Genomic DNA, 27,000 nt, shown 5'->3' with positions numbered 1-27,000 from the left:
TCACCAGATCCGCGGCTTGGCCAGAACAGCCCGCACCTGGAGATCAAACAGCCGGTTGGAGGGCTGGGGCAGGAGCAGGGCCACGGTGTCGGCACCCCGGCCAGTGCCCGCCACGGTCAAGACCTCCTCCGGCGTGATCAGGCCGGCGTCGCTGGCCATGAGGGCGATCTCGACACAGACCTTGATCCCCTGGCCGAGCAGGCGCAAGGTGTTGGCCACCAGATCCTGCTGGGAGTAGCCGACCAGCCCACGGATGGCTGTGCCGATGGTGCGGAAGGGCATGGTGCCGGTGTGCACCTTGGCCCCCAGGGCCTCGATCTCCTGGCGGGTGGCGGCGCTCATCTCCAGACGTCCGGGCTCCTTGAACCCGCAGTTGTGGGTGACCACCACCACGGTGAGGCCGCGGCCGGCCAAAAGACGGGCGACTGCCAGACCGGTATCACCGTGGGTGGAGGCCACCACCAGCTGCCGGACCTGGAAGACCTCAATCCCTTCCTCGATAACAGCAAGGGCATCCTGGGTATTCGCCGGGCCTGGGCGGTCGAAGAGCCTGGTCACGGGATTCTCCTGCATGGGGCCGACAAAGGCGGGATGGCAATATTCCTTTACAGAATTCTGTGAAGACGATAAACATCTAGGGCTGTAGGTGGAGAGCCCGACCGGTCCAGGGGTGGCCGTGCCGTGCCTCTCCGGGACTGCCGGGAAACGTGGCCATGACCAGTCAAGAGCGTACACGAACGGTGGATTATGTCCAGCTTGTGGAACAAGCGCCGATCATGATTCGGCGCAGCAACACCCGGGCGGCCTGCGACTTCGTGAACCACCGCTGGCTGGCCTTCACCGGCCGCAGCCTGGAGCAGGAGCTGGGGGACGGCTGGACGGCCGGCATCCATGCCGAGGATGCCGAGGCCTGCCTTGCCATCTGCCAGGCAGCCAGTGCGCACCAGGAGCCTTTCGAAATGGAGTACCGCCTGCGGCGCTACGACGGGGTCTACTGTTGGGTGCTGGACCGGGGGGTGCCGTTTTCGAACGGCGCCGGCCGCTTCGCCGGTCACATCACCTCGTCCATGGAGGTGAGCCTCCAGCTTGAGACCCGGGACCACGAGATCCGCCGCCTGCAGCACCTCCTGCCCATCTGCCCGTCCTGCCAGAAGATCCGGGACGATCGCGTCTATTGGCACGAGGTGGAGCGGTATCTGCGGGAGCGGCTGGGGGAGCATTCCGCTGCTGGCCTGTGTCCGGATTGCCAAAAGAAGGGCAGTCCGGCGACCTCCGGATGAGCTTGCCGGGACAAGGAGCCCTGACCATGGTCATGACGATTGGCGGCGCCAAGGAGGCGCAGCCCACGATCGGCGTCTCCAGGAGGATCAAACCGGTCCTGGTCCGGATCAAGCTGGTCGACAACAGCTTTGTCGTCGGCAAGATCAACATCGGCTACGAAACCCGGCTTTCCGAGCTGTTCATCAACAACCCCAGCCCGTTTGTGGTGGTGTTCGACGCCGCCATCAGCGAGGCGGTCATCAACAAGACCTTCATCGTCAACAAGGCCAACATCGTCTGGGTCCTGCCGGAAGAGGAGCCGGACAAGGAGGAGCGGGTCTACCAGAAGGAGGGCTGAGCGCTCAGCCTGTCCCGCTGCCCGTTTTCGGAGCACCCGCCACTCCAAGCCCCCGGAGGACGGCCGCCTGCGCCGTTTCTCGCCCGATTGCCAATGGCTGACCGTCGCCGATCAGCTGCTCCTGCCCCGGCGGCACCATAACGGCCGCCTACCCCATCCCGTACAGCGTCATCTGTTCCGCGGATTGAGTCGGGAGAGCCCCCCGGCGGCCGCGGCTCTTGTTCTGGCACTTTTGCCGCCAAGCTGGTATGGATGGGCAGCGACGACCGAGGTATGCCGGTCGTCTCCAAACACCATCCCGATGATCAATGGGGTGTCACCATGGGAACGAAGAGACAGAGACGGCCAGCCGGAGGGGGGAGGCCTGGGCTCTCGCGACTTGCGGTCTGCGGCTACAAGTCGATATGCCAGGAGCAGGCCATCGTCCTGCGGCCACTTACCGTGCTGGCCGGTGCCAACAGCTCCGGCAAATCCAGCATGATGCAGCCGCTCCTCCTCCTGAAGCAGACTCTGGAGGCGCCATTCGACCCGGGGGCGCTCCTGCTCGATGGCCCCAACGTTCGGCTGACTTCGGCCGAGCAGTTGGCATGCCGGGTGCCCGGCTCCTGCCCATCCATGTTGTCGATGGAGCTCGGTCTGGCCGACGGCGACACCCTGGGCCTGGGCTTCAAGCGTATCCCCGGGATGGGCATGGAGATCGACCATCTGACCCATGTCACCGCGACAGGCGACAAGACGGCCCTGCGTCCGGGAATGAGCCATCAGGAGATCGAGGCCATCCTCCCCGAGCACCTGCGGCGGCTGCGGGAAGACATGTCGGGCGGGGGTAAATGGGATCTGCACTGGGTGGTGTCCCGGGACCGCTGTTTCCTGTTCTTTGGGCTGGCCGGTTCGGGAAAGGTGCCCCGGTCTGACTGGCTGGCCAGGGCCTTCTCCCCTGCGGTGCTGGTGGGCCCCCTCATCGAGCAGATGATCCACGTTCCCGGGTTGCGCGGCAACCCGGAGAGGACGTACAAGACGACGGCAGTGGGGCAGACCTTTCCCGGTACCTTCGAGGCCTACATTGCCAGCATCATCAGCCACTGGCAGTCCACCGGCGATCCGAAGCTCCAGGAGCTGAGCTCGGTTCTGGAGGATCTTGGTCTGACCTGGAAGGTGGAAGCGAAGCCGCTGGATGACACCCGGGTCGAGCTGCGGGTGGGCCGGATGCCCCACGCCAAGCGTGGCGGCGCTTATGATCTGGTCAGCATCGCCGACGTGGGATTTGGCGTGTCCCAGACACTACCGGTCCTGGTGGCGCTCCTGGCCGCCCGCCCCGGACAGATTGTCTATCTTGAGCAGCCCGAGATCCATTTGCACCCCAGAGCACAGCGACGGCTGGCGGATGTCCTGGCCAAGGTGGCGACCCGCGGCGTTGTCACGGTGGTGGAGACCCACAGCGCTCTTCTGGTGCGGGGCATCCAGACCCAGGTGGCGCGGGGCGAGCTGTCGCCATCCCTGGTCGGGCTCCACTGGTTCCAACGGGAGGCTGCCACAGGTGCCACGCAGGTCACCGCTGCCGATCTGGATCCGCAAGGCGCCTTCGGCGACTGGCCGGAGGACTTTGATGATGTTGCCCTGCAGGCGGAGCAGGACTATCTGGACGCCGTGGAGAAGCGGGGTGTGGCGGTATGAGCGGCAAGATGTCCCGGGCCATCGTCATCGACGCTTCCGTTGCCCGGGCGGCCGGCTCGGCTGAGCATCCAGTGTCGACGGCCTGCCGGGATTTCCTGATCCAGATTCTCCGGATCTGTCATCGCGTGGTCATGACCGTGGAGATCGCCGAGGAATGGAAGAAGCACCAGTCCGGATTCGCCCTCAGGTGGCGTGCCGCCATGGAATCCAAGAGGAAGGTGGTGCGGCCCTCGGTGGCTGAGCTGCCGTCCGGTCTGCGGGAACAGGCAGAGGCCCTGCCGTTGCCACCTCGGAGGATGAGTGCGCTCTTGAAAGACCTTCATCTGGTTGAGGCCGCCCTGGCGACGGACTAGGTGGCAGGTAGGACTTGGCGGGTCATGGCGGGCCAGGGTGGCCCGGGGATGCCATTGGGGAGGAGAGGCATGCCGAAGCGTGCGCAAACCGATCAGAAGGAGCACTGGGGTCGCGTCTACACCGAGACAGAGGCGTTTTTCGGCAAGGGACCCAGCCAGTTTGCCCGGCAGAGCCTGGAGGCCTGTCGCCAGGCTGGCGTCCAGTCCTTGCTGGAGCTGGGGCCAGGTCAGGGGCGGGATACGCTGTTCTTTGCGGAGGCCGGCCTGGCGGTCACCGCCCTGGACTATACCGAGCGGTCGGTCAAGGAGATCGCGGCCGCGGCCCAGCAGCGCGGCCTGGCGGACCTGGTGGCCGCTCAGCTCCACGATGTGGTGGAGCCGCTGCCCTTCCCGGATGCCTCCTTCGATGCCTGCTACTCCCACATGCTCCTGTGCATGGAGCTGACCACCGCCCAGATCGCTTCGGCGCTCCGGGAGATCCACCGGGTGCTCAAGCCTGGCGGCCTGGCCTTCTATTCGGTGCGCAGCACCCTGGATCCCCATTACCGGACAGGGACCCACCTGGGCGAGGACCTTTATGAGGTCGGCCCCTTCGTGATCCATTTCCTGAGTGAGGAGAGGATCCGCGCCCTGGCGCACGGCTTCGAGATGCTGGAGCTGGCGCGCCTGCAGGAGGGAAGCCTGCCCCGGGACCTGTTCACGGTTACCCTGAAGAAGCGGGCCGCCGTCATCCCCCTGCCCATCATCCCGGAGGCCAAATCCATGAACGATCCCATGACCAGTTTCCAGGCCTTCTTCAGCGCAACCTTCGGCCCTGGCGCCCTGGATGGCAAGGTCAAGCATCTGGTGGCCCTGGGGGTCTCGCTGGCCGTTGGCTGCGACTCCTGAGTGGACTACTGCCTCGCGGTCGCGAGGCAAAGCGGCGCCTCCGAGCAGGAGCTGGTGGAGGTGACGGCCATCGCCATGGCTACCGGCTCGTTCAAGACCAAGCTGGCCTTCGAAAGGCTGGCAGGCGCCGCGGCAAGCGGACCGCCGGCCACCACCCCCCCGCGGCCGGCGGTGCCCGTGACGCCAGCCGCCGGCATCACCTGAGGCCGATAGCCCCGGCGCCTCGGTGAGGCGCCAGTCCCATCAGCCCGCCAGCAGACCCCCCAGGAGAAGGGGCACGTTGCACAGGCGCAGCAGCAGAAAGAGGCCGGACCAGGCCAGGACAAAGACGGCATCGCGACCCGAAAGCCTGAGCTGGCGCAGGATGCGGATCTCGCCGTCGAAGCCCCGGCAGAGCATGGCCAGGTGGATGCGCCGGGCCCGGGCGAGGGTGCGCAGGAGGAGGTGGCCCATGAGGGAGGCCGCCACCTGCGGTCCCAGGCCCCGGCGGCCGAAGCTGCGCAAGGCCCGGGCCCGCACCATCCGCCGGGCCTCGCCAGCCAGCACGAAGAGATAGCGGTAGAGGAAGAGCAGCTGGATGGTGAACATCCGCGGCACGTGCAGCCGCTCCAGGGCCAGGCAGATGGAGGGGAAGCCGGAGGTGGCGATGAGGATGAGGGCGGCGCTCACCGTGAGCAGAGAGCGCAGGACGATGGAGACGAAGGAGATCCAGCCGCCGGCAATCTCCACCGGTCCTATCACCACGAGCACCTGCCGATCCAAGAGAGGATTGAACGCCCCCACCAGGAGGGCGAAAGGCATGACCAGAAGGACCTTGCCGGCCAGATAGCGGGCTGGCAGATCAGCCAGCCCGACCATGGCCACCGGATAGAGAAGGAAGATCAGAAGGCCGGAGATCGCGTATTTGTCGGCGGAGACCACTGCCAGCACGAAGGCGGCGGTGACCAGGAGCTTGGCCCGGGGATCCAGGCGGTGCACCGGCGTGTCGCGCTGGGCCAGGGTCTCCAGGAAGGTGATGTCGAAGGCAGCGGCGTCGATCTTGGCCATGGGGGCCGCCGGAACGGGGCGCGCTCACCTGGAGAGCCGACCAGCAGAGCGCGCTGGCCCCAGCTGGCTGCCACGGCGGCGCAAGAGGAATCCGAGGCCGGCGACGATGGCCAGAGTCAGGATACCGCCTACCAGGCCGGACACCGAGGTGCCCGGGGACACCGGCGAGTCCGGGGCGGCTGCCGCCTCGGGCTCCGACTCGGCGGGGGCCTCCGCCTTGAAGCCGTAGTCGGGCAGAGGAGCCAGCCGTTCCTGGATGCCGGACACAAGCTCGTGGATGCCGCCGGTTGGTGCCGCCAGCTCCTCGTGGCCAGAAACCCGCCCCATGGCCCATTCCAGGCCATCCGGACGCTCGGAGGCAAACCAGGACAGGATTCCGCCGGTGATCAGGGCTGCAGTGAGCAGCGCCAGCAGCACCCGCCGGTCGGTACCGGCCCCCACCTCGCCCGCCAGCCCGGGCTCGGCGGCGCGGACGAAGTTGATCACCGCCGCAGTCACCAGGCCCTCGACGAGGCCGATGGCCAGATGGATGGGCAGCATGGCCAGCACGAAGGAGCGGAAGGGCAGCTCGCTGATCCCGGACAGCACGGTCTCCAGCACCACGGCCGCTGCCCCCAGCTGCAGCCCGAAGACTGCTCCCGCCAGAGAGCCGGCGGTGATCCGACCACGGCTGGGGCGGGGACCGGCGATGCCCCGATAGAGGAGGGGATAGGCCAGATAGCACGGGAAGAAGCCCAGGTTGAAGATGTTGCAGCCCAGGGCCAACAGACCGCCATCAGCGAAGAACAGGGCCTGGACGGTCAGGATCGAGGCCATGACCAGGAAGGCGGCATGGGGCCCCAGCAGGACGGCCAGGATCATGCCGCCGCCCAGGTGGCCGCTGGAGCCGGTGCCGGGGATGGTGAAGTTGATCATCTGGGCCGCGAAGATGAAGGCGCCCAGAACACCCATCATGGGTATGGCCCGGTCGTCCAGGCGCTGCCGCACCTTCTTCGAGGCGTAAGCGATGCAGGCCGCGGTGGCGGCCCACATGCTGCCGCCCACGGCAGGGGAGAGCAGGGCATCGGCCATGTGCATGCTTCGGGTCCTCCATGAAAGGAAAGGGGGGCGGTCCGAGCGGCCCGCAGGCCGCTGCCGGCAGAGCCGTCAGCCCAGGTGGCCGGCGGTGCTGCTCATGGCCAGGTTGGTATCCTTGACGCCCTTGAGGGCGCCGATGCCGTCGGCCAGCTCCCGGATCCGGCCGGCGGCTCCCCGCACGATCACCACCTCCAGGCAGTGGTGGTGGTCGACGTGGATGTGGGTGGTGGACAGGATGAGCGCCGCGAAGTCGTGCTGCAGGTCGGTGATCTTGGCCTGGAGCAGGCGCTGGTGGTGATCGTAGACCATGGTGATGACGCCGATCACCTCCCGGTCCGCCTCCCATTCGTCGTGGACAAAGGCCTTGCGGATGAGGTCGCGGATGGCCTCGGAACGGTTGCTGTAGCGGCGCTGCTGGATAAAGGCATCGAACCGGCTGAGCAGGGTGTCCTCGGCCGCGACAGAGAAGCGTTGCAGCATGGCTGTCCTCTGCAAAAAAAAAGAGGGGCGGAGGCCCGCTTGGCTTAATGGCGCCAGGCCAGCCCGGCCAGATAGGCCACATCCACTTCCGGATCAGTGAGGCCGGCCTTGATGCCGCAGTCCAGGTCCAGGTTGTCGCTGACGGCCCAGATGAGACCAGCGAGGGCGAAAGCCGGGGCGGTGCCGGAGGCTGGATCCGGGTTACGCTCCGCGCCCACGTTGGCCACCGCCTTCACGGCCCGGCCAAGCTCCAGCTCGGCGGCCAGGGAGGCATGCCACAACTGGTGGCGCTCATCCAGCTTGTTCTCGTTGCCCAAGGCGCCGAGGTTGAGATGGACTGCCGCGGCAACGAATTCCTGGCTGAGGATGGCAAAGACCGACCAGGTGGCCCGGCCGGTGCCCAACCCCTCCTCCTCATCGCCGGTGGGGAGGGTAAGGCCGGGCTTGATGGCCAGGCCGAGCCGGTCCCTGTCCAGGAGCCGCCACTTCGCCTCCAGAGAGAGGTCGCCCAGGCCGTCGGCGGTGCTGGTGGCCCCGGCCTCCTCGCTCCGGATGTGCAGATAGGGCAGGCCCAGCACCAGGTCCACCGCCTCGCCAATGCCATACGAGATGGCACCGGCCACTTCGCTTCCCCTCTCTTCGACCCCATCCTCATCGTCGTCGCCGTATTCAGCGTTGATCTCCACCTGGAAGCCGCCCTGGCCCTGAGTGCCGGCATCGTCGGTGATGAGGGGGTGAGCGGCAAGGGCGGCAGTGCTGCTCGCCAGCAACAGGGCGAGGACGGCCCACGGTTTCAGGACAGGCATGGCAGTCTCCTTCTTGTGACCGAGGTCAGGTACCTCTGTTGACTTCTTCATGTTACGAAAAAAAATATCGTAGCACGATTGGCCTGGATGATAGCCAGCACCAGGATCTCGTGTCAAGGGGAAAGTCGGGCCGGGGGGCGCCGGGTCGGGCTCAGTGCACCGAGCAGGAGATGCAGGGGTCGTAGGCCCGGACCAGCATGGCCGCCAGAAGCTCGAGGTCCTGATCGCCGTGACCGCGGCGGGCGAAGTCGGCAGCCAGGGCGGTGAGGTCGGCCTGGATGTTGGCATGGTTCTGGCCGGTAGGGATGACGCAGTCGCAGGCCATGATGCGGCCGCTGTCGCTCAGCTGGTAAGCGTGGTAGAGGATGCCCCGGGGCACCTCCACGGCCGCCACCCCGAGTCCGGCCCGGGGGCGGACCGGCTGGCGGTCCGGCTCCAGATCGCCGGCCAGCAGCTCGTCGATGAGGGTGATGGCATCGTGCACCACGTGCACGCATTCCACCAGCTGGGCCAGGTTGTTGGCAAAGGGGTTGTGGCAGACGGGGGCCAGGCCGAGGCCGGCGGCCAGGGCCCGGGCCGCTGGGGCCAGGAGATGGGCGTTGTTGTTGAAGCGGGCCAGCGCACCGACGGCAAAGGAGCTCCGGGACAGCCGGCACCACTTGGCGGTGGACCGGGGCACCAGGTACTCGTTGGTCAGGGCCCGGTACCCGTCTTCCGTCTGGCGTACGCCGTCGGTGGAGACCACCTCCCCGCCGATGAAGGGATAGGCATCGGTGCCGGCCAGGGAGACGAACTCGGTGGGCCGCTGGAAATCCGGCAGGGGCAGGCTTCCGAACAGGGCCGCTGCCTCGTCCAGGTCAGGCAGGACGGCCTGGAGCCGTTCCCGCAGGGCCGCCAGCTCGGCGGGCTGCGGGTAGAGGGTGAAGCCGCCCACCACGGTGCGGGTCGGGTGCAGCCGGCGGCCGCCCACCAGATCGCAGGCATCGTTGGCCAGCTTCTTGATGCGGCTGGCCAGGAGCACCGTCTCCCGGTGGGTCTCCAGCAAGGGGAGCACCGAGCCGACCCCCAGGAGGTCCGGCAGCACCAGAAAGAACAGATGCAGGCTGTGGCTCTGCAAGGTCTCCATGTGCTTGAGCAGCAGACGCAGGCGTGTGGTGCAGGGACCTGGCTCGATGCCGAAGGCCCGCTCCACGGCGCGGATGCTGGCCAGGGTGTGGCCGATGGAGCAGATGCCGCAGATGCGGCCGGTGATCCAGGGGGCGTTCTCCCAGGTCTTGCCCTTGAGCATGGCCTCGAAGAAACGGGGCGTTTCCACCACCTCCCAGCGCGCCTCCAACAGCCGGCCCTGCTCGATGCGGATGCGGATGTTGCCGTGGCCCTCCACCCGGGTCAAAGGGGCGATGGCCACCTGACAGTCGCGCTTCATGCTGGCAAGCCCTCCGGCCTGGCAGGCAGGCTGGCAAAGCCGCCGAAGCACTCCAGGCGATCCCGGAAGGCCTCGTCGGAGAAGCCGTGGCGGCGCATGATCTCCAGGAGCTGGGCCACATTGGCATCCTCGGCTGGTCCCCGGCAGCCCCAGCAGCCGGCCCGCTCGTTGGGGCACCAGGCGTTGCAGCCCCCCCGGGTGATGGGCCCCAGACACGGCTCGCCGAGATCGAACAGACAGAGGTTCTCGTTGGCCTTGCACTCCAGACAGACCGGGTAGGCCGGATGGGTCACGGTCTTGCCCAGGGCCAGGTCGCAGACGATCCGCTCCACCTCCTCCTTGCGAATCGGGCAGCCGAAGATCATAAGATCCACCGGCACCACCGCGGACAGCGGCCGCACCAGAGCGGTCTCCACCGGCGCCTCGCCGTAGACCTCACGCACGACCAGCGCGGGATCGGCCCAGCGGTTCCTAAGCTGGTTGACGCCGCCGAAAGCGGCGCAGGAGCCCAGGGCTACCAGCACCTGGGCCTGGGCCCGGATCCGCCGTAACCGCTCCTCCTCGTCGGCCCGGCTGACCGCTCCCTCCACGAAGGCGATCTCATAATCCTCCGCCTTCTCGGTCATGGCCTCCCGGAACTGCACCACCTCGAGAAAGGACAGGAAGTCCAGCAGGGTGTCCTCGTTGTTGAGGATCTGCAGCTGGCAGCCCTCGCAGGAGGTGAGCTCGAAGAAGGCGGCGCGCGGCCGCCACAGGGGCACCCCCAGATAGCGGCGCGGCAGGTCGGGCGGGGCAGCAGGCATGGTCAGATGGCCTCCTTGAGGTTCATGACCGTCCAGTAGTCGAACACCGGCCCGTCCAGGCAGGTGTAGGTGGAGCCGACGTTGCACCGGCAGCACTTGCCCATGCCGCAGTGCATCCGCCGCTCCAGGGAGACGAACATCTTCTGCATGGGGATCTGGTGCCGCTGCAACAGGCTGCAGACGAACTTGAACATCACCGGCGGGCCGCAGACGATGGCAAAGGTGTTGTGGTGCTCGATGGCGGTGGTGGCGGCAAGGATCCCTTCGAGGCTGTCGGTGATCATGCCGGCCGGACCGGCCCAGCCGTCGTCCGGCCTTTCGACGATGATATGAAGGCCGATGTCGTCCTTCTCCCACAGCTCGTACTGGTAGGTGAAGAGGAGCTGGGCCGGAGAGCGGGTGCCGTAGACGATATGCACCTCGCCAAAGCGGCTGCGGTTCTCCTGCACATAGGCGATGGGCGAGCGCAAGGGCACCAGGCCCAGGCCCCCGGCCACCAGCAGGAGGTTCTGACCGTGCATGGTGGCCATGGGAAAGCCGGTGCCAAAGGGGCCGCGCAGCCCCACCATGGCGCCCCGCTCCACCCGGGCCAGGAAGTTGGTCAGGGTACCGGCCTTGCGGATGCACAGCTCGATATCCCCCCGCAGGCTTGGGGAGGACGAGATGGAGAACGGCGCCTCACCGATGCCGGGGATCTCCAGCATCACGAACTGGCCCGGCTCGAAGGAGAAGTGCCGCCGGTCGGCGGCATCGACGAGCTGGAGGCGGTAGAGGGTCTCCATGGGGGTGAGGGGAAAGACGCTCACCACCTCGGCGGTCATGGTGGCCTCGAAGCCCTGGATGTCCCCCCGCCGGCGCTGGCGGCCTTGTCCAAGATGGGCGGCATCCACGAAAGACAGCCGGAAGCTGGTCATCGTGCTCCCCCTTCGCCCCGCACCGAGGCAATGACCTCCGGCACGGTGATCTCCGCCAGACAGGCCTGACCGCAACGGCCGCAGCCCACGCACAGGGATTCCTCGTAGGCCTCCACGAAGCCGCGGTGCTTGTGGTAATACCGGTATTTGAGACGCACGTGCCGCTCCGGCCGGAAGTTGTGGCCGCCAGCCACGGTCGCGAAGTCGATGAGGTTGCAGGAATGGAGGTGCTTGGTCTTGCGGGCATGCCGCAGATCCAGGGCCACGCTCTCTTCCACGCCGTAACAGTAGCAGGTGGGGCAGACGGCCGCGCAGGTGCCGCAGGCAAGACACCGCTCCCCCCAGGCCTCCCAGACCGGGGACTGGAACTCCATGTCCAGGATCTTGGTGAGATCGGTGGTGTCGACCTGGGCGGTGAAGTGGCGGTTGCGGCTGGCAGCCAGCTCCAGGTAGCGGACATGATCCTGTTCCTCCGGCTCACCGGTGTGCACCCCCTGGAGCAGGTTGAAGGCGGTGTCGGACTGGATTTCCACCAGGTAGTGGCTGCCCAGGTTGGTCAGAAAGAGATCGAAGCCGGACAGGGCGGTGCTGGCGCCCATGGAGCGGCAGAAGCAGAAGGGCTGCGGCTGGCAGTCGACCCCGACGATGAAGGCGTTGCGGCGCCTGATCCCGTAAGAGGGCATGGGATAGGCGCTGTGCAGGAGCACCTTGTCCAGCTTGTGCAAGGCGTTGATGTCGCAGGCATGCAGGCCGAAGAGCACGAAGGGCTCCCGGAGTCCGTAGTCCACACTCTTGTGCCAGCGGCGGCCATCCACGGCAAAGGAGGCCAGGTCTTCCCGGTGGGGAAGGAAGAAGCGTTTGGCCGACATCCGGGTGGAGGTATAGTCCAGCCGCATGGCGGCGAAATCGGCCACCTCCCGGAAGGCGTAGAGAGGACGGCCGCCATGGCCGCGACCTGCCTCCACCGGTGCGAAGACCCGGTTGGCGGCCGCCAGCCGGGACACCAGCCGCGGCAGCTCTTCTCTGGTCAGGGTCCGAAAAAGCATGGACATCTCCCGGTCCGGGGGATCGCCGGCGGAAGGCCGGCGTCGCCCGATGATGTGGGGTCCATTCTAGTACGGGCCAGACGGGGAAAGGAAGGGCCGAGAACGAGGCTGGGCGAGGCACGCACGGGCGGATGCGCGCCTCGCCCAGGTTGAGGGGAGGGAGGAGGGGGATCCGGAAGGCTTAGGCGTCGTCCTTGGTGGTGTGGCAGATGAAGCAGCCGTTGTTGCTGTTGCCGGCGCCGTTCGTGTGGGCGTTCTGGTTGTACTCCCAGCGGAGCATATCCGGGTAGTCGGAGCCGTGCGCGAAGTGGCAGGACAGGCACATCACCGCCGACTGGGAGGGCACGACGGCGCTGGACACCGCCCCCGGCACGGTCAGCCGGGCCACCGGCGCCTCGACGCTGAAGGTGGTGCCGCCGCCGTTGTAGAAGGCGTACTCGGCGGTGCCCCCCGACCGGTCGAGAATGACGTCGGTGGGATGGCGGACAAAGGGCGACCCGGTGCCGGTGCCGATGCCGGTGACGCCGTTGCTGGCGGCCAGGGAGTGGAACTGGCCGTGGCAGCTGCCGCAAAACGAGCTCATGGTGTTGCCGGGTGGGATGACTCGGCTGTCCGGGGCCGCATGGCAGGTCACCTCGGAGCCGCCGCCGCAGCCGTAGGTCTGGGGGCTGGTGGCGCCGAAATACTCGTTGTGGCTGGCCGCCGACTTGTTCTGCCAGCGGTCGGTGCTGTTCTCCACCCCCTTGACGCCCAGTAGGAAGCGGTAGCTGTTGCCCAGGGCGTCGGCCGTGCCGAGGGCACCCTCGACGTTGCTGTGATGGGCGCCGCGCACGGCCGGCAGACCGTAGTTGCCGGCCACGTCCTTGCGCACCCCGTGGCAGCCGCGGCCACCGGCGCAACGCAGGTTGGAGTCGGTAAGGTTGTGGAAGAGGATGACGCCCGGCGCGGCGCTCACTGCCGGGTCGGAGTTGGCACCAAACAGGTCGATGACGTTGTGGCCCTTGGTTCCCGAGGCGCCGGTGCCGATGGTGCCGTCGATGTACCCGAAGTTGCCGGCTGCCAGGTTGCCACTGCCGTCCGTGTGGTAGACCTGGGGGATCTGGGCGCCGGAGCCGACGGTCAGGATCTTGCTGGCCCCGCCCTGGGCATGGCAGCCGATGCAGGAGCCCCGGGTGAGGAACTCGTTGGGCCCGGCGCCGCCGCCATAGGTGGCCATGGGCGAGCCATCCTGACTGTTGTGCATGGTGTGGCAGTCGGAACAGACGCCGGACAGGGCCCAGGCCACGCCAGCCGGAGCCAGCAGCCCTGCTGCCAGACCACAGCCCATCGCCAGGGCCAGCCAACCGCGGGACAGGGATACGCACTTTTTCATGATCCTACCTCCTGGGCCTGGGGGCACGTCAGTTTAGGGAGTGTGGAAGCTCAATTGCGCGGGCCCCATCCCCGCATACAGGCCTCAATTCGAGTCTAGCACGGAGCCGTGGCGGCCCGATATGGGACAACTGTTCAATCTTGCGTAGTTGTGTGCTTAGGAAGGCTTAGCTGGCGGCGTCTGGGGCGAAGCGCCTGGACGCCACGGCGCCCGGAAGGCGGCGGGCGGTACCGGGGGGAGAGAAGGGCTGGTCAGGGGAGGCTCAAGACGGGAACGGCTGCCAGGAAGGGGAGGAGCTGTGGCGGAGCGGGGCGGGGCGAGGCGCCCCGCCCCGATGAGAGTGGATCTACTTCTTGAGGCCCTTGCCCAGGCAGGCCTCGGCCCGGCGCATCGCCGCCTCGGCCTTTTGCAGGGCCTCGTTGGCCCGGCTGTCGGCCCGGCTGGCCGCAGCCTTCGCTTCCCGGACGTCGGCCTCCAGGGCTGCCACCCGGGCATCCAGGCCATCCACCCTCTTGGCCAGGGTGTCGAGCTTGTTCTCGGCAGAGCTCAAGCGCTTGTCGCTGGCTTCCACCCTCTGCTGCAAAGAGCCGATCTGCTCATCCGCCTGCTCCTTGGTCAGGCACGTGCAGCCGCTGGTCACCAGGAGGCCCAACATCAACACCGGCACGATCACCCTTTTCATAAGTTTCCTCCCTCGCTCGTGGGTTCAAGGCGGAGATGCACCAGGGAGCAGCGATCCGTATCCCCGCTGCCCGACGCTGCATCAGCATTACCGCGCGCGAATTTTCGCTGTCAAACAAAATCGTCTGGCTAGGGCCGGGAAGCGCCAGCTGCCGGGGCGGGGGAGGCGAGGCGGATGGGACCGTAGCAGGCGGTGGCCGTCTCGCCGGTGTTGTCGGTATCGGTCATGATGCCAATGGCGCCCACCGGCGGCGGCTCGCCGCTGAAATGCGTCCGGAAATCGGCCAGGACATCCCGCTCCTCCTCCTGCCACTGACCGGCCAGCTGGTCGCCACTCTCCACCGCGATCATGATGGTGTTGGCGGTGTACGGGTTGGGCACCGCGGCACCCCTGGCCAGGCGGCTGGCCCAGACATAGCTCAAGGCCCGGGTGCGCCAGAAGAGCACGGACGGAAAAACGACGTAGACGCGGGCCGCGTAGTCGTCCCCTTCCTTACGCCCGGTGTCGCCGGCGGCAAGGGAGCGATCGATCCGCCAGCGCCAGCGCAGAATCGGCCAGTCGGCCAGCTGGTAGCGGATGGGAAAGACGAGGCCCGAGGCGCTGGCCACGCTTAGGGCCTCGATGCAGGGAGCGCTCTGATCCTGGATCAGCCGGTACCGGGTGCGGCCGGCGAAGGTCTTCTCCTGCCAGGCCGGATCCATGCCGTCGGTCAGATCATCGAGGACGCGCTCTGCAGCCCGGGTACCGGGGGCGGCGGCCACGAGACAGAGGCCGACCACGATGGCAGCAAGGCGGATCATCGCGCCGCTGTGACCGCACCGGTGAGGTGCATGAGGAACTCCTGGTTGCCCTTGGGTCCCCGGATCGGTGCCGGCAGGCTGCCGTGCACCACCAGCCCCAGGCCCTCGGCGTGGGCCGCCACCCCGGCCAGCACCTCGGCATGGAGCTGGGGATCCCGGACCACCCCGCCCTTGCCGACCCTGCCCTTGCCGACCTCGAACTGGGGCTTGACCAGGGCGAGGATCGAGACCGCCTGGTCAAACAGGGGCAGAAGGACCGGCAGGATAAGGGTGAGCGAGATGAACGAGGCGTCCACCGTGGCCAGACTGACCAGCTCCGGCAAGAGATCCCGGGTCAGCTGGCGGGCGTTGGTGCGCTCCATGACCACCACCCGGGGATCCTGGCGCAGCCGCCAATCCAGCTGGCCATAGCCGACGTCCACGGCATAGACCCGCCGGGCGCCGTGCTGGAGCAGGCAGTCGGTAAAGCCGCCCGTGGACGCGCCCACATCGAGGCAGCTCCGTCCTGCCACCTCGATCCGGAAATGCACGAGGCCGGCGGCCAGCTTGAGACCGCCTCGGCTGACATACGGACAGGGGTCCGCGGCCAGGGTCACCAGGCAGTCCGGATCCACCTCCCGGCCCGCCTTGTCGGCCATGGCTCCCCCCACCCGCACCTGGCCGGCGCCGATCAGGGCCTGGGCGCGCTGCCGGCTGGGGGCCAGGCCCCGGCTGACCAGCAGAGCATCAAGCCGGATCTTCTGTTTCACTCGCCGGATCTCCTGTGCTAACCTGAGCCAATGATGACGACCTCGCGGAGGTCGGAGGGCGCCGCCCCAGGGATGGGTTGGCAGCGCTCTTCGCCACCACGTCCAGGTCGGGGACGACTTGACCGGACAGGAAGGAGAAAGCCGATGGCCGAACGGGTGCCCATCAACGAAGCCCTGGCCCTGGAGCAGGTGGATGGCGACCGGGATTTTCTGAAGGAGATGCTCCAGGAGTTTGTGCAGCTCACCAGCGAGCAGCTGCCCCAACTGGTGGAGGCGATTGCTGCCGGCAACAGCGACGAGGTACGCTCTCTGGCCCACAGCATCAAGGGCGCGGCCGCCAACCTGTGCGTGGAGAAGATGGCCGCGGACGCCAAGACCTTGGAGTATATGGGGCGGGACCACAACCTGCAGGGGGCGGACGAACTGGTCGCGGCCCTGCGGAAGGAGATGGCGGTCCTCACCAGCTACATGGCCGGGCTGTAAGCGCGAAGATTGCCCGCGGCCGGCGGTCAGGCGCCGCTTGTGCCGCTCGGCAGCGCCCGCGGTCCCGGGGACCGGCCTTCGTCCACCAGCTCCCGGGCTGCGGCGATGACGGCGGAGGCGTCGATCCGGGCCTTCTCCCGCAACGCCTTCTGACCCCCGTGCTCCACGAACCGGTCCGGCAGCCCCAGCAGCCGGACCGGGATGCCCGCCAGACCCTGGCGGGCGAAGAGCTCCAGAACGGCGCTGCCGAATCCCCCCTGCCGCACATTCTCCTCGACGGTCAGGACCTGTCCGGTGCGGATGGCCCATTCGGTGATGAGCGCCCCATCCAGGGGCTTGATGAACCGGGGGTTGATCACCGCCGCTTCGATCCCCAGCTTGCGCAGCCCTTCTGCCGCTTCCAGCGCCGGATAGACCCGGTTGCCCACCGGTAGCAGCAGGATGTCGCTCCCTTCCCGCAGCAGCTCGGCCGTGCCCAACGGAATCTTGTGGAAGGTGGTGTCCAGGGGCCGGCCCTCGCCCGCCCCCCGCGGGTAGCGCACCGCTGCCGGTCCGGGGTGGAAGATGGCGGTGTAGAGCAGATGCTGGAGCTCGTTCTCGTCCTTGGGGGCCATGAGCACCAGGTTGGGAATGAAGCGCAGGAAGGTCAGGTCGAAGGCCCCGTGGTGGGTGGGGCCGTCATCCCCCACCAGGCCGCCCCGGTCGATGGCAAAGGTGACCGGCAGGTTCTGCAGACAGACGTCGTGGATGATCTGGTCCAGGGCCCGTTGCAGGAAGGTGGAGTAGACCGCCACCACCGGCAGTAGCCCCTCCACCGCCAGGCCGGCGGCAAAGGTCACCGCGTGCTGCTCGGCGATGCCCACGTCGAAGAAGCGGTCCGGAAAGCGGCCGGCGAATTCCACCAGACCGGTGCCGGCGGGCATGGCGGCGGTGATGGCGGTCACCCGGGGGTCGCTTTCGGCGATCTGCACCAGGGCCTTGCCAAAGACCTGGGTATAGGCCATGGGACCGGGAGGGCTGGGCAGGGGGCGGCCGCTCTGGATCTCGAAGGGGCCGACGCCGTGGTAGTCGCCGGGGTTCTTCTCCGCCGGCAGGTAGCCCTTGCCCTTGGTGGTGAGCACATGGATCAGAACCGGCCCGCGGTGGAATTCCCGGACGTTTCGCAAGGTGTCCAGCAGGGACTCGAAACGGTGGCCAGGGATGGGGCCGATATACTCGAATTTGAGGGCCTCGAAGAGCATGCCCGGGGTGAAGAAGCCTTTCAGGGAATCCTCGCTCTTCTTGAGGACCTGGAGGATGTTCTCCCCCAGGTGGGAGAAGCCCTTCAGAAAGTGCTCCATCTCCTTCTTGATCCGGGTCATGGCCCGGCCGGTGAGCTTGCGGGACAGGAAGCTGGACAGGGCCCCCACATTGGGGGAGATGGACATCTCGTTGTCGTTGAGGATGACCACCAGGTCGGCGCCCAGATGGCCGGCCTGGTTGAGGGCCTCGAAGGCCAGACCGCCGGTCATGGAGCCGTCGCCAATGACCGCGATGGTCCGGCCAGGGTCACCTTTGAGATCATGGGCCACCGCCATGCCCAGGCCGGCCGAAATGGAGGTGCTGCTGTGACCGGTGTCGAAGGTGTCGTAGGGGCTCTCCTCCCGCTTGGGAAAGCCGCTGATGCCGCCTTGTTGGCGCAAGGTGTGGAAGACGTCCCGGCGACCGGTCAGGAGCTTGTGGGCATAGGCCTGGTGGCCGACGTCCCAGATGAGCTTGTCTTTGGGGGTGTCGAAGATGTAGTGGAGGGCGACGGTCAGCTCCACCACCCCCAGGCTGGGCGCCAGATGCCCCCCCACCTGGGCCACGGTTTCCACGATCTTCTGCCGCAGCTCGGCGGCCAGTTGGGGCAGCAGGTTCTCCGGCAGCTGGCGCAGGTCGGCCGGGGAATCGATCTTCTCAAGAAGGCAGAATGGGGCTTCCATGATCCCCCTACCGCTTGCGGGTCAGAACGTAGCGGGCCAGGGCCCTAAGATGCCAGGCGTTCTCGCCCAGGCCGGCCAGAGCGCTCGCGGCCGCCTGGGCCGCGGCCTCCGCCTTCCGCCAGCTGGCCTCCATCCCGAACAATCCAGGATAGGTGGCTTTGTGGCGGGCGGCATCCGAGCCCACCGCCTTGCCCAGCTCCTCGGGGGTGGAGGTGACGTTCAAGATGTCGTCGACGATCTGGAAGGTCAGTCCCAGGTGCTGGCCGTAGGCGGTGAAGGCGGCGAATTGCCCCTCGTCGGCCGCGGCCGCCACCGCCCCCAGCTGCACGGCAGCGGTGATGAGCGCTCCGGTTTTGTGGCGGTGGATGAAGGCCAGGGTGTCGGCATCCACCGGCTGGCCCTCGGAGGCGATGTCCACCGCCTGACCCCCCACCATGCCCAGGGGGCCGGCGGCCCGGGCCAGGATCCGGACCTGGGTCAGGCACTGGTCCGCTGGCAGCGGCGTTGCCGGCCGGCTGAGGATCTCGAAGGCCATGGTCAGGAGGCTGTCACCCGCCAGAATGGCCGCTGCCTCGCCGAAGACCTTGTGGCTGGTGGGCCTGCCCCGCCGCAGGTCGTCGTCGTCCATGGCCGGCAGGTCGTCGTGGATCAACGAGTAGGTGTGGACATATTCCAGGGCGCAGGCGGCGGGCAGGGCCCGCTCCGCCGGGCAGCCCAGGGCCTCGGCGGCAGCCAGGCACAGGATCGGCCGCACCCGCTTGCCGCCGGCCAGGAGGCTGTAGCCCATGGCCTTGAGGTGGTCGGCCAGATACCCGTTGGGCTCGGGCAGGGAGGCGGCCAGAGCCTTCTCCACCAGGGCGCGTCGGTCGGCCAGGTATGCGGCAAGATCCATGGTGGGAGGTTTCTCGGCAGGGGGAGGAAAGGTCAGGTCTCGTCCGGCTCCGGCTCGGCGAAGGGCACCTCCACCAAGTCGCCATCCTTTTTGAGCAGGAGGCTGACCTTGCGCTGGGCCTCGTCCAGCTTCTTGTTGCAAAATTCCGAGAGTCTAACGCCCTCCTCGAACTTTTTCAATGACTCATCCAGGGACAGCTCACCGCTCTCCAGCTCCCGGGTGATCTGCTCCAGGGCGGCGAGGGCCTCTTCGAAGGATTTCTTGGCCATGGGGTATCCTGCCCGATGGGCGACGAAGGTGGCTTGGGCAGCGGCGCTGCCAGTGGCTGCCCGGCAACCTAGCACACCGGAGCCGGGACCTCAAGGAGCTGTCGCCCTGTGACGGCCGGCCGGGGCCGCCGGCTGTGACCTTGACAGGCCGGCGGCAACCAGGCAATCTCCCAGCACAGGAAGGTGTCTGGTGCCTCGCTTGAGCGTCGCCGCACGGCTCGTGGTGCTCGGGGGCAGGGCCGAGCCGCCCGCCGGCCGGCCGCGCAGCGGAAAGTCGCCGGTGAAAAAGGGAGGGGAGCATCATGGGATCTGCCTTGCCTGCCAACGCCCGGCTCCACGCCCGCCGCCTTTGTCTGGTCCTGACTGCCGCCGCCAGCGTGGCGCCGCTGCTTGGCCTCGTGGGTTGGCTGGCCGGGGCTATGCGCCTCGCCAGCTACGGGGGCCAGTTCATCCCCATGGCCCCCAGCACCGCGGTCTCCTTTGTCCTCCTGACCCTGGCCCTGCTTCTGATGCTGCGTCCCCTGGCCGGCCCGGCCGGCAGCCGGGGGCTTAGCCTGGCGGGTATCCTTGTTGCCGCCTACGCCTTGCTGGTTGCCGGCGGCTGGCTCACCGGCCTGCCGATCAACCCCGACGATTGGCTGCTCGGGGAGATGGGGACCCTGGGGGCTCATCCCATGGGACGGATGTCGCCGGTCACCGCTGCCCTCTTCCTTCTTGCCGGCAGCTCCCTGGCCGCGCACGGGCACGGGTTGGCCCGGAAGGGCTCGGCCCGGCCCTGGCTGTCGCTGGCGGCGGCAGCCGGCTTCGCTGTCCTGCTGGCCGGCGCGGTCCTTACCTTCGGTTATGTCATCGGCAGTCCGCTCCTCTACGAAACCAGGACCATTCCGGTAGCCCTGCCCACCGGGCTCTCCTTTCTGTTTCTGGGAGGGGGGCTGACCACCGCGGCCATCTTCCACAGCCCCATGTCCGGCCTCTGGTACCAGAGGCTCAACGACTTGCCCATCGCCATCCAGCTGCACCTGGGTCTGGGCCTGATCCTTGCCCTGGTGGTGCTCCTCGGCGTCATGGCCTGGCGACAGACCGGCCTGCTCTGGCAGCAGACCCGGACCATCTATGAGCATCCCTTGCAGGTCAGCCGGGCCATTGCTGCGCTGGAGATGGACGTCTACCGGATGGGCATCGATCTGCGGAACGTGCTGCTGGCGGCCAGCGATCAGGACCGGCAGGCCGCCAGCAGCAACCTGGCGGCCTGGGCAGCCGACGCCGCGGAGCAATTCCGCATCCTGGAGGAGCGCTACCTCGGGCCGGCGCAGGACATCGAGGAGGCTCGCCAGGCCTTTGCCGAGTGGCTGGCCGCGCACAAGGAGTGCCTGGACCTGGCGGCAGCCGGCCGGCTGGCCGAAGTGGCCGCTCGCCTCCAGGCCACCGGCGGTGATGCCGGTCGCAAGCGCGTGCAGCTGCTGGCCCGCATCCAGGCCATCAGCGAGTTTGCCAGAAACAAGAGCACGGACCTCTACCGGAAGGCCACGGCGCAGAAGGACGATCTCAATCGGGCCATGGCAATCTTTCTGGCCCTGATTCTGGGGTTGACCCTGTTGGTCTCCTGGCTCCTGGTGCGAGGGATCAGGGATCCTTTGATGCAGCTGACCGCAGCAACGGAGCGGTTCCGCCAGGGGGAGACCGGTGCCCGCAGCGGGTATGCCTCGGCCAACGAATTCGGGGCTCTCTCCCTGACGTTCAACACCATGGCCGAGACGGTGGAAGCCCAGATGCGGCTGGCCGAAACGCAGGCGAATGAGCTGGCCGCGGCAGCCGAGGAGCTGACCGGGCAGAACGCCGAGCTGGCGTTGCAGAAGCAAGAGCTCGACGAGGCCAACCGGGCCAAGAGCGAGTTTCTGGCCAACATGAGCCACGAGATCCGCACGCCGATGAATTCGATCATCGGCATGAGCTACCTGGCCCTGCGCCAGGAGGACCTGCCGGTCCGCCAGCGGGACTATCTGGCCAAGATCCACAGCTCGGCCCGTTCGCTCCTGGGGATCATCAACGACATCCTCGACATCTCCAAGATCGAGGCGAACCGGCTGGAGCTGGAGGCGACCGAGTTCCGCCTCGATGAGCTGGTGGAGCATGTCGTCAACCTGACCGCCTCGAAGATCGCGGAGAAGAAGCTTGAGCTGCTGGTGGAGGAGCTGAACGGTCTGCCACCGGTGTTGGTGGGCGATCCGCTCAGGCTCGGCCAGGTGCTCATCAATCTGGTGGACAACGCCATCAAGTTCACGGAGCAGGGCGAGATCGTCCTGGCCGTGAAAAAGGTGGCTGAAAGAGGGGATACGGTGACGCTGGGCTTTTCGGTGCAGGACACCGGGATCGGCATGACCGCCGAGCAGGCAGGCCGCCTGTTTGCGCCCTTCACCCAGGCAGATTCCTCGGTGACCAGAAGGTTTGGCGGCACCGGCCTGGGGCTGGCCATTTGCAAGCGGCTGGTGGAGCTGATGGGCGGCGAGATCGGGGTGGAGAGCGAGCCCGGTCGGGGCAGCCGGTTCAGCTTCACGGCGGTCCTCCAATGCCGGCGGAAGGCCGGCGAGAACGGCCTGCCGCCCATCCGCCTGGCCATGGACCTCAGGGGGCTGCGGGTGCTGGTGCTCTCCGGCCACGCCGCCACGGCCACCCTGGTGGCAAAGCATCTGAGGACCTTCGGCTTCTTGCCTGCGGTGCTCCGCTCCAGCAAAGGCTTGCCGCCGGAGCTGATCAGTGCCGAGGGCGAAGAGGCATCATATGAGCTGCTTCTGGCGGACTGGCCGCTTTTGAAGAGAAGCGGCTTGGAGCTGGCAGGCCAGCTGTGGTCCTTCCCGTCCTGGCACAACGTGCCAGTGATCATCCTGGCCAGCGCTGCGGACGCGCCGGAGATCGCCCGGCTGCCACCGGTGCCGGGCGGTCTGGCCGTGCTGGTCCGGCCGGTGACCCGGTCCCGGCTGTTCGACGCGATCATGGAGGCCTTTGGCCTGGCTGCGGCTGCCAGCCATGCCGGTCGGCCGGCGCAGCACGCCCAGCCGGCCGAGCTGACCCGCATCCGCGGCGCCCGGGTGCTGGTAGTCGAGGACAACGAGATCAACCAGCAGGTTGCTCAGGAGCTCCTGGAACAGGCCGGGGTGGCTGTGGATCTGGTGGACAACGGCCGGCAGGCGGTGGCGGCGGTGGCAGCCAGGCGTTACGACCTAGTGCTCATGGACATCCAGATGCCGGAGATGGACGGGCTTACGGCGGCCCGGATCATCCGGGCGTCCGACTCGCCACACCGGGACGTGCCCATCGTGGCCATGACCGCCCACGCCATGGCCGGGGATCGGGAGAAGTCCCTGGCCGCCGGCATGAACGGCCACATCATCAAGCCCATCGACCCGGACGAGCTGTTCCGAGCCCTCTTGGCCTGGATCCGCCCGCCGGTCCAGCCGGCGGCGCCAGTGGCCGGTGACGAGACGGGTCTGGACGTGGCCGCCCCGGCGGTCCTCGACCGGAAGGTGGGGCTGCGCCGGGTCGCTGGCAACGAGGCCCTCTATGGGGAGATCCTCGGCAAGTTCCACCGGGACTACCGCGATGCGATCTCCCGGCTGCGAGCGGCGCTGGATGGCGGCGAGCGGGAGGAGGCCCGCCGCATCGTCCATACGGTCAAGGGGCTGGCCGGTACCATCGGCGCGACGGCCCTCCAGCAAGCAGCGGCCGACCTGGATGCCGTGTTGAAGCAGGGGCAAGGACCGGACACCAGTAGGCCAGTGGCCACCTTTGCCGCGGCCCTGGAGACGCTCCTGGCCACGCTCGCCCCGGGGGCGGCGGCCCTGACGGCTGCTGCCCGCCAGCCCGCGCTGCCCGGCGATGCCAGGCAACTGGCTGCGCTCCTGGCCGAGCTGGGCCCGCTTCTTGAGACCGGCATCCCCAAGAAGAGCCGCGGCCTGCTGGCGGAGCTCAAGCGTTTTTCCTGGCCCGCGGAGGTGGCCCCGGCGGTGGAGGCGCTGGTGTCGCTGGCGGCGGGCTACCGCTACAAGGAAGCCCGTGACCGCCTGCTGGCGATCCAGCGCCTGCTGGCCTCTGGTGCCGCCGGGACCGGTGGCGACCCGGGAGGAGACGCATGAAGTCCCTGGCAGAATGCACGATCATGGTCGTCGATGACGACGAGGTCCATCTCGATGTCCTGGCCCGCGCCCTGGAGGATGACTACCAGCTTCGCATCGCGCCGGACGGCGAGGCGGCCCTGAAGGCCATCGGCCCCAGCCCTCCGGATCTCATCCTCCTCGATATCGTCATGCCGGGCATGGACGGCTACGAGGTCTGCCGCCGGCTGAAGGCCCGGGAAGAGACCAGGAACATCCCGGTGGTCTTCCTGACCTGTCTGACCGACGAGCAGGACGAGGCCCAGGGGTTGGCGCTGGGGGCCGTCGATTACATCACCAAGCCCTTCAATCCGGAGCTGCTCAAGGCGCGGGTCCGCGGCCACCTGCAGCTGAAGCTCCACCGGGACCATCTCGAGGAGCTGGCCGACCGGCGGGCCAGACAGCTCATTCATGCCGAGCGTCTCGCTACCCTCGGCACCCTGGCGGCGGGCATTGTGCACGAGATCAGCTCCCCGCTCGCCTACGTTCTGGGGTTTGCCGACGCCCTGCACGCCGACCTGGCCAAGCTTGCCAGCCGGATGCCGCCGCCCGCGGAGGCCGAGCCCGCGGTCCTGGCCGACTGGCGGCATTTCCTGGCCGAGGATGGCGACATGCCGGCCCGCATCGGCGAGGGCGCCCGGCGCATCCTGGCGATCATGGAGCTCATGCGGCGCTTTGCCTGCCGGGGGCAGCAGGCCAAGCGCCCGGTCCCGGTGGCCGGCTGTATTGAGAGCGCCCTGGCCCTTTGCCACAATGCGCTCAAGTACCACGTGACGGTGCGCAAGGATCTGGCCGCCGATCTGCCGCCGGTCATGGCCTATGCCCACCAGCTGGAGCAGGTCTTTGTCAATCTGTTCAAGAACGCCGCAGACGCCATGAGCCAACAGCAGGAGGGCGTGCTGGCCATCGTCCTGCGGCAGGTGGACGGTGTCCTCCGCTGCACGGTGGAGGACTCCGGTCCGGGCATCCCGCCGGAGGATCTGGCCGCCATCTGGGAGCCGTTCTTCACCACCAAGGACGAGGACACGGGAACCGGCCTGGGGCTGGCGATCAGCCGGGGCATCATCGAGGACCACCAGGGCCGGATCTGGGCGGAGGACCGGGGGGAGGGCGCCGGGGCGCGCTTTGTCGTCGAGCTGCCGGTGGCGCCGGAGGATTGAGGGGGCGTCATGCCCCACCGCCGCATCGGCCGGTGGATTGCCCAGGAAGGGCTTTTCTTGTTGACACAAGCGGGGCGGAACAGGCATTGTGATGGCAACCGTCCGCATGGGCGGGGAGCGGTATGGCGGTCGGGACAAGGCAGCGAATACGGCAGCGAAAACACGGTGAGGAGGGGACAGCGATGAGGAAGCGACATGCAGCATGGATGGCCGCGGCAGCCCTGGTGGGCGTCCTGTCGGCAGGGCAGGCGGCCCAGGCCACCACCCTGGGATCGTACACCTTCGAGGACAACGCCTTTGCCGACGTGGTGCTGGGTTACGGGGGTAACTGGCAGCTGGTGGGTGCCCCGGACATCCAGACGGCGGTGGTGGGCAACAACGTCAGCGACTACATCTGGACCTTCGACGGCAATGCCTGGGCCGATATCGGCTTCACGGACAACCGCCTCCGAAACGGCAGCGGCAACGACTTGGCCGTGTTCGAGATCTCGGGGTATGGTTGGCCCGGGGCCACCGGCTGTACGGTGCGGCTGACCATCAACGGCGTGACCCAGACCAGGACGCCGGTCTGGGATTTCTCCAATGTCTACGTGGCGCTCTTCGATCTCGACCAGTTCGGGGTCCCGGCCGGAGGTCTCGTCTCGTCGTTCACCGCCAGAGGGGTCAGCGGCGGGGATCCGGAGTACGCGGCCTTCGGCGCCCTGAACAATGCCGCCGTGCCGCTGCCGGCCAGCATCTGGCTGTTGGGCGCCGGTTGCGCCGGCCTGGCCGGCCTGGCCCGGCGGCGGGATCGCTGACCGTCGCCCGGTAATCCGGCAAATCGTGTTGCACAAATCGGAGAGTAGGGAGGGAAACGACATGAAGATCCGAGGAATGGTGGTTGCGGGCTTGCTGGCTTCGGCATTGGCCGCGCCGGGGATCGTCTCGGCAGCCACGGTCAGTCTGTATGGCGACAAGGACGGCTTCGGCCGGGGTATTCTGCCGGACCAGGGGTTTGACTGGTCATCTATCTCCCAGTCCCCTGTGGGTGAAGGGCTGACGGATTACTGGGTGTTGTACTCCCAGTCGTGGCACCAGACGTACGCCTTGCCGGGGACGATCACCGGTGCCTCCATCGAGATCATGGCCGGAGGCTTGGGCCTGCCGGTGCCGGCCACCCTGTCCATCAATGGTACGGTGATCGGCACGCTGACCGACGGTGACAACACCGGGCCGGCCTACAACTATGCCCGGCTGGACACCTTTGACCTCATGCCGTTCCTGGGCGCCCTGACCGGGAATGATCTCATCACGGTTTCCACAGGTGCGGATGGCTGGGTGCTCGACTACTCGGAGATTGTGCTCAATCGGGCCACGGTGCCGGTGCCCGCATCGCTGGCGCTGCTGGCTCCCGGTTTGGCTGGTCTTGGCCTCCTGCGGCGGCGGTGGTCGAGGTAGCGGATCAGAGCGACCCTGCAGGTGGTTTGCCTGCTTTCTGGAGCCGGCGGTCGCCACGGGCGTGGCAACCGCCGGCCTGTCGTTTATGACGGCGGGAAAGGCGGCACCCACCGGAAAGGGTCGGGAGGCGGTAGCTCGTTGACAGGCGGCGGGAAAGCTGGCAACTGTGCTGACGGTCGGGAGGTACCCGCACGATGGCTGAAACCGTGCAGCGTCAGGCGGTCTACGAGGACCTGTTCTCCGTCCCTGAAACCATGACCGGCGAGATCATTGGCGGCGAGCTGGTGGCCACCCCCAGGCCATCCCGGAAGCACATCGGGGCGATGTCGGCTCTGGGCTACAAGCTCGGGCCGCCGTACCAGTATGGCGAAGGTGGTGCGCCCGGAGGCTGGATCATCCTGATCGAGCCGGAGGTTGGCTTTGGTGTGGATGTCCTCGTCCCCGATCTGGCCGGCTGGAAGAAGGAGCGGCTGCCGGCGGAGGAGGGCCACAACTGGATCTCCGTGGCACCCGATTGGGTCTGCGAGGTCCTTTCGCCGGGATCGTTCCGCAACGACCGGATCAGGAAGATGCCCATCTATGCGCAGCACGGCGTGCCTTGTCTGTGGCACCTTGATCCCCTGGCCCGAACCCTGGAGGTCTTCAGGCTGGTTGCGCCGGGGCAATGGCTGCTCGCCGGCTCCTATGCTGACGACGATCCGGTGCGGGCGGAGCCGTTTACGGAGATTATCATCGATCTTGGCGCGTTGTGGCTGTGAGAAGGGCGCCGGAGGGCGGCTGCCCAGAAGAGAACAACGAATATCGCTATGAATCCAAATGTCAGTTGGGTTCTGTATGTAATATCAAGGGGTTACGGTGCGGCCATGTGCCATACCTGCTCAAGAATCTTGCAGGTCGTTCCATGAACGGCAG

The 27,000-nt window shown here is 67.5% G+C and carries 28 protein-coding genes; 12 read left to right on the top strand and 16 right to left on the bottom strand.

What is annotated here, in order from left to right; all coding sequences use genetic code 11:
- Complete coding sequence (locus AB1634_05840) at window positions 1-558, bottom strand: hypothetical protein (GenBank protein ID MEW6219045.1); 558 nt, start codon at window positions 556-558, stop codon at window positions 1-3.
- Window positions 559-713: 155 nt separating this feature from the next.
- Here AB1634_05840 and AB1634_05835 point away from each other — a divergent pair, with 155 nt between their 5' ends.
- The 6 genes from AB1634_05835 to AB1634_05810 all read left to right on the top strand — a co-directional run bounded on the left by AB1634_05835 (window position 714) and on the right by AB1634_05810 (window position 4,737).
- The gene (locus AB1634_05835) at window positions 714-1,280 is read left to right on the top strand and encodes a PAS domain-containing protein (GenBank protein ID MEW6219044.1); all 567 of its coding nucleotides are present in this window, start codon (window positions 714-716) and stop codon (window positions 1,278-1,280) included.
- A 26-nt stretch (window positions 1,281-1,306) separates the two neighbouring features.
- Window positions 1,307-1,618, top strand: a complete 312-nt coding sequence (locus tag AB1634_05830) for a hypothetical protein (GenBank protein MEW6219043.1) — start codon at window positions 1,307-1,309, stop codon at window positions 1,616-1,618.
- 321 nt (window positions 1,619-1,939) lie between these two features.
- The gene (locus AB1634_05825; protein MEW6219042.1) at window positions 1,940-3,292 is read left to right on the top strand and encodes an AAA family ATPase; all 1,353 of its coding nucleotides are present in this window, start codon (window positions 1,940-1,942) and stop codon (window positions 3,290-3,292) included.
- On the top strand, window positions 3,289-3,645 hold the full coding sequence (locus AB1634_05820; GenBank protein MEW6219041.1) for a hypothetical protein: 357 nt from the start codon (window positions 3,289-3,291) through the stop codon (window positions 3,643-3,645). The genes AB1634_05825 and AB1634_05820 overlap by 4 nt, the downstream gene beginning before the upstream one ends.
- Before the next feature lie 69 nt (window positions 3,646-3,714).
- On the top strand, window positions 3,715-4,533 hold the full coding sequence (locus tag AB1634_05815; protein MEW6219040.1) for a methyltransferase domain-containing selenoprotein MduS: 819 nt from the start codon (window positions 3,715-3,717) through the stop codon (window positions 4,531-4,533).
- Window positions 4,534-4,737: a hypothetical protein gene (locus AB1634_05810; protein ID MEW6219039.1), complete on the top strand. Its 204-nt coding sequence runs from the start codon at window positions 4,534-4,536 to the stop codon at window positions 4,735-4,737.
- A gap of 39 nt (window positions 4,738-4,776) precedes the next feature.
- Here AB1634_05810 and cbiQ read toward each other — a convergent pair whose 3' ends face one another.
- The 12 genes from cbiQ to AB1634_05750 all read right to left on the bottom strand — a co-directional run bounded on the left by cbiQ (window position 4,777) and on the right by AB1634_05750 (window position 15,735).
- On the bottom strand, window positions 4,777-5,580 hold the full coding sequence (cbiQ, locus tag AB1634_05805; GenBank protein ID MEW6219038.1) for a cobalt ECF transporter T component CbiQ: 804 nt from the start codon (window positions 5,578-5,580) through the stop codon (window positions 4,777-4,779).
- Window positions 5,581-5,604: 24 nt separating this feature from the next.
- Window positions 5,605-6,657 carry an energy-coupling factor ABC transporter permease gene (locus tag AB1634_05800; GenBank protein ID MEW6219037.1) on the bottom strand — a complete coding sequence of 351 codons (1,053 nt, stop codon included), beginning with the start codon at window positions 6,655-6,657 and terminating at the stop codon, window positions 5,605-5,607.
- Window positions 6,658-6,726: 69 nt separating this feature from the next.
- Window positions 6,727-7,137, bottom strand: a complete 411-nt coding sequence (gene nikR, locus AB1634_05795; protein MEW6219036.1) for a nickel-responsive transcriptional regulator NikR — start codon at window positions 7,135-7,137, stop codon at window positions 6,727-6,729.
- Window positions 7,138-7,181: 44 nt separating this feature from the next.
- Window positions 7,182-7,943, bottom strand: coding sequence for a transporter (locus AB1634_05790; GenBank protein MEW6219035.1), 762 nt, complete (start codon window positions 7,941-7,943; stop codon window positions 7,182-7,184).
- 151 nt (window positions 7,944-8,094) lie between these two features.
- Window positions 8,095-9,369, bottom strand: a complete 1,275-nt coding sequence (locus AB1634_05785; protein ID MEW6219034.1) for a Ni/Fe hydrogenase subunit alpha — start codon at window positions 9,367-9,369, stop codon at window positions 8,095-8,097.
- Complete coding sequence (locus AB1634_05780; GenBank protein MEW6219033.1) at window positions 9,366-10,172, bottom strand: NADH:ubiquinone oxidoreductase; 807 nt, start codon at window positions 10,170-10,172, stop codon at window positions 9,366-9,368. Before AB1634_05780 ends, AB1634_05785 begins: the two co-directional genes overlap by 4 nt.
- A 2-nt stretch (window positions 10,173-10,174) precedes the next feature.
- Window positions 10,175-11,086 carry an FAD/NAD(P)-binding protein gene (locus tag AB1634_05775; protein MEW6219032.1) on the bottom strand — a complete coding sequence of 304 codons (912 nt, stop codon included), beginning with the start codon at window positions 11,084-11,086 and terminating at the stop codon, window positions 10,175-10,177.
- On the bottom strand, window positions 11,083-12,132 hold the full coding sequence (locus AB1634_05770; GenBank protein ID MEW6219031.1) for a 4Fe-4S dicluster domain-containing protein: 1,050 nt from the start codon (window positions 12,130-12,132) through the stop codon (window positions 11,083-11,085). Before AB1634_05770 ends, AB1634_05775 begins: the two co-directional genes overlap by 4 nt.
- Window positions 12,133-12,313: 181 nt before the next feature.
- Window positions 12,314-13,504: a cytochrome c3 family protein gene (locus tag AB1634_05765; protein ID MEW6219030.1), complete on the bottom strand. Its 1,191-nt coding sequence runs from the start codon at window positions 13,502-13,504 to the stop codon at window positions 12,314-12,316.
- 346 nt (window positions 13,505-13,850) lie between these two features.
- Entirely contained in the window at window positions 13,851-14,186 is a 336-nt protein-coding gene (locus AB1634_05760; GenBank protein ID MEW6219029.1) for an alanine-zipper protein, read from the bottom strand.
- A gap of 128 nt (window positions 14,187-14,314) precedes the next feature.
- Entirely contained in the window at window positions 14,315-14,986 is a 672-nt protein-coding gene (locus AB1634_05755) for a DUF3047 domain-containing protein (GenBank protein ID MEW6219028.1), read from the bottom strand.
- Window positions 14,983-15,735 (bottom strand): TlyA family RNA methyltransferase, encoded by a 753-nt coding sequence (locus AB1634_05750; protein ID MEW6219027.1) that lies wholly within the window; start codon window positions 15,733-15,735, stop codon window positions 14,983-14,985. The genes AB1634_05755 and AB1634_05750 overlap by 4 nt, the downstream gene beginning before the upstream one ends.
- A gap of 144 nt (window positions 15,736-15,879) precedes the next feature.
- Between AB1634_05750 and AB1634_05745 the strand changes: the two genes are divergently transcribed.
- Window positions 15,880-16,218 (top strand): Hpt domain-containing protein, encoded by a 339-nt coding sequence (locus AB1634_05745; protein ID MEW6219026.1) that lies wholly within the window; start codon window positions 15,880-15,882, stop codon window positions 16,216-16,218.
- Window positions 16,219-16,244: 26 nt separating this feature from the next.
- Here AB1634_05745 and dxs read toward each other — a convergent pair whose 3' ends face one another.
- From dxs to xseB, 3 genes are read right to left on the bottom strand one after another with little or no spacing between them, the layout of a single operon-like run.
- Window positions 16,245-18,182, bottom strand: a complete 1,938-nt coding sequence (gene dxs / locus AB1634_05740; GenBank protein MEW6219025.1) for a 1-deoxy-D-xylulose-5-phosphate synthase — start codon at window positions 18,180-18,182, stop codon at window positions 16,245-16,247.
- Between the two features lie 7 nt (window positions 18,183-18,189).
- Complete coding sequence (locus AB1634_05735; GenBank protein ID MEW6219024.1) at window positions 18,190-19,074, bottom strand: polyprenyl synthetase family protein; 885 nt, start codon at window positions 19,072-19,074, stop codon at window positions 18,190-18,192.
- Window positions 19,075-19,106: 32 nt separating this feature from the next.
- Window positions 19,107-19,343: an exodeoxyribonuclease VII small subunit gene (gene xseB / locus AB1634_05730; protein MEW6219023.1), complete on the bottom strand. Its 237-nt coding sequence runs from the start codon at window positions 19,341-19,343 to the stop codon at window positions 19,107-19,109.
- Between the two features lie 302 nt (window positions 19,344-19,645).
- On the opposite strand from xseB, the gene AB1634_05725 reads away from it, so the two are divergent.
- The 5 genes from AB1634_05725 (at window position 19,646) to AB1634_05705 (ending at window position 26,846) form a co-directional block, all read left to right on the top strand.
- Window positions 19,646-23,473, top strand: coding sequence for a response regulator (locus AB1634_05725; GenBank protein ID MEW6219022.1), 3,828 nt, complete (start codon window positions 19,646-19,648; stop codon window positions 23,471-23,473).
- Window positions 23,470-24,651 carry a response regulator gene (locus AB1634_05720; GenBank protein MEW6219021.1) on the top strand — a complete coding sequence of 394 codons (1,182 nt, stop codon included), beginning with the start codon at window positions 23,470-23,472 and terminating at the stop codon, window positions 24,649-24,651. Before AB1634_05725 ends, AB1634_05720 begins: the two co-directional genes overlap by 4 nt.
- Window positions 24,652-24,833: 182 nt before the next feature.
- Window positions 24,834-25,448 carry a VPLPA-CTERM sorting domain-containing protein gene (locus AB1634_05715; protein MEW6219020.1) on the top strand — a complete coding sequence of 205 codons (615 nt, stop codon included), beginning with the start codon at window positions 24,834-24,836 and terminating at the stop codon, window positions 25,446-25,448.
- A 61-nt stretch (window positions 25,449-25,509) separates the two neighbouring features.
- Window positions 25,510-26,088: a hypothetical protein gene (locus tag AB1634_05710; protein ID MEW6219019.1), complete on the top strand. Its 579-nt coding sequence runs from the start codon at window positions 25,510-25,512 to the stop codon at window positions 26,086-26,088.
- Between the two features lie 194 nt (window positions 26,089-26,282).
- Window positions 26,283-26,846 (top strand): Uma2 family endonuclease, encoded by a 564-nt coding sequence (locus tag AB1634_05705; GenBank protein MEW6219018.1) that lies wholly within the window; start codon window positions 26,283-26,285, stop codon window positions 26,844-26,846.
- Window positions 26,847-27,000: the final 154 nt, after the last annotated feature.

Source organism: Thermodesulfobacteriota bacterium, from assembly GCA_040755095.1.
GTDB lineage: Bacteria > Desulfobacterota > Desulfobulbia > Desulfobulbales > JBFMBH01 > JBFMBH01.
Note: the sequence above shows the minus strand (reverse complement) of the source record. Positions and strands in the feature narration are given on the sequence as shown.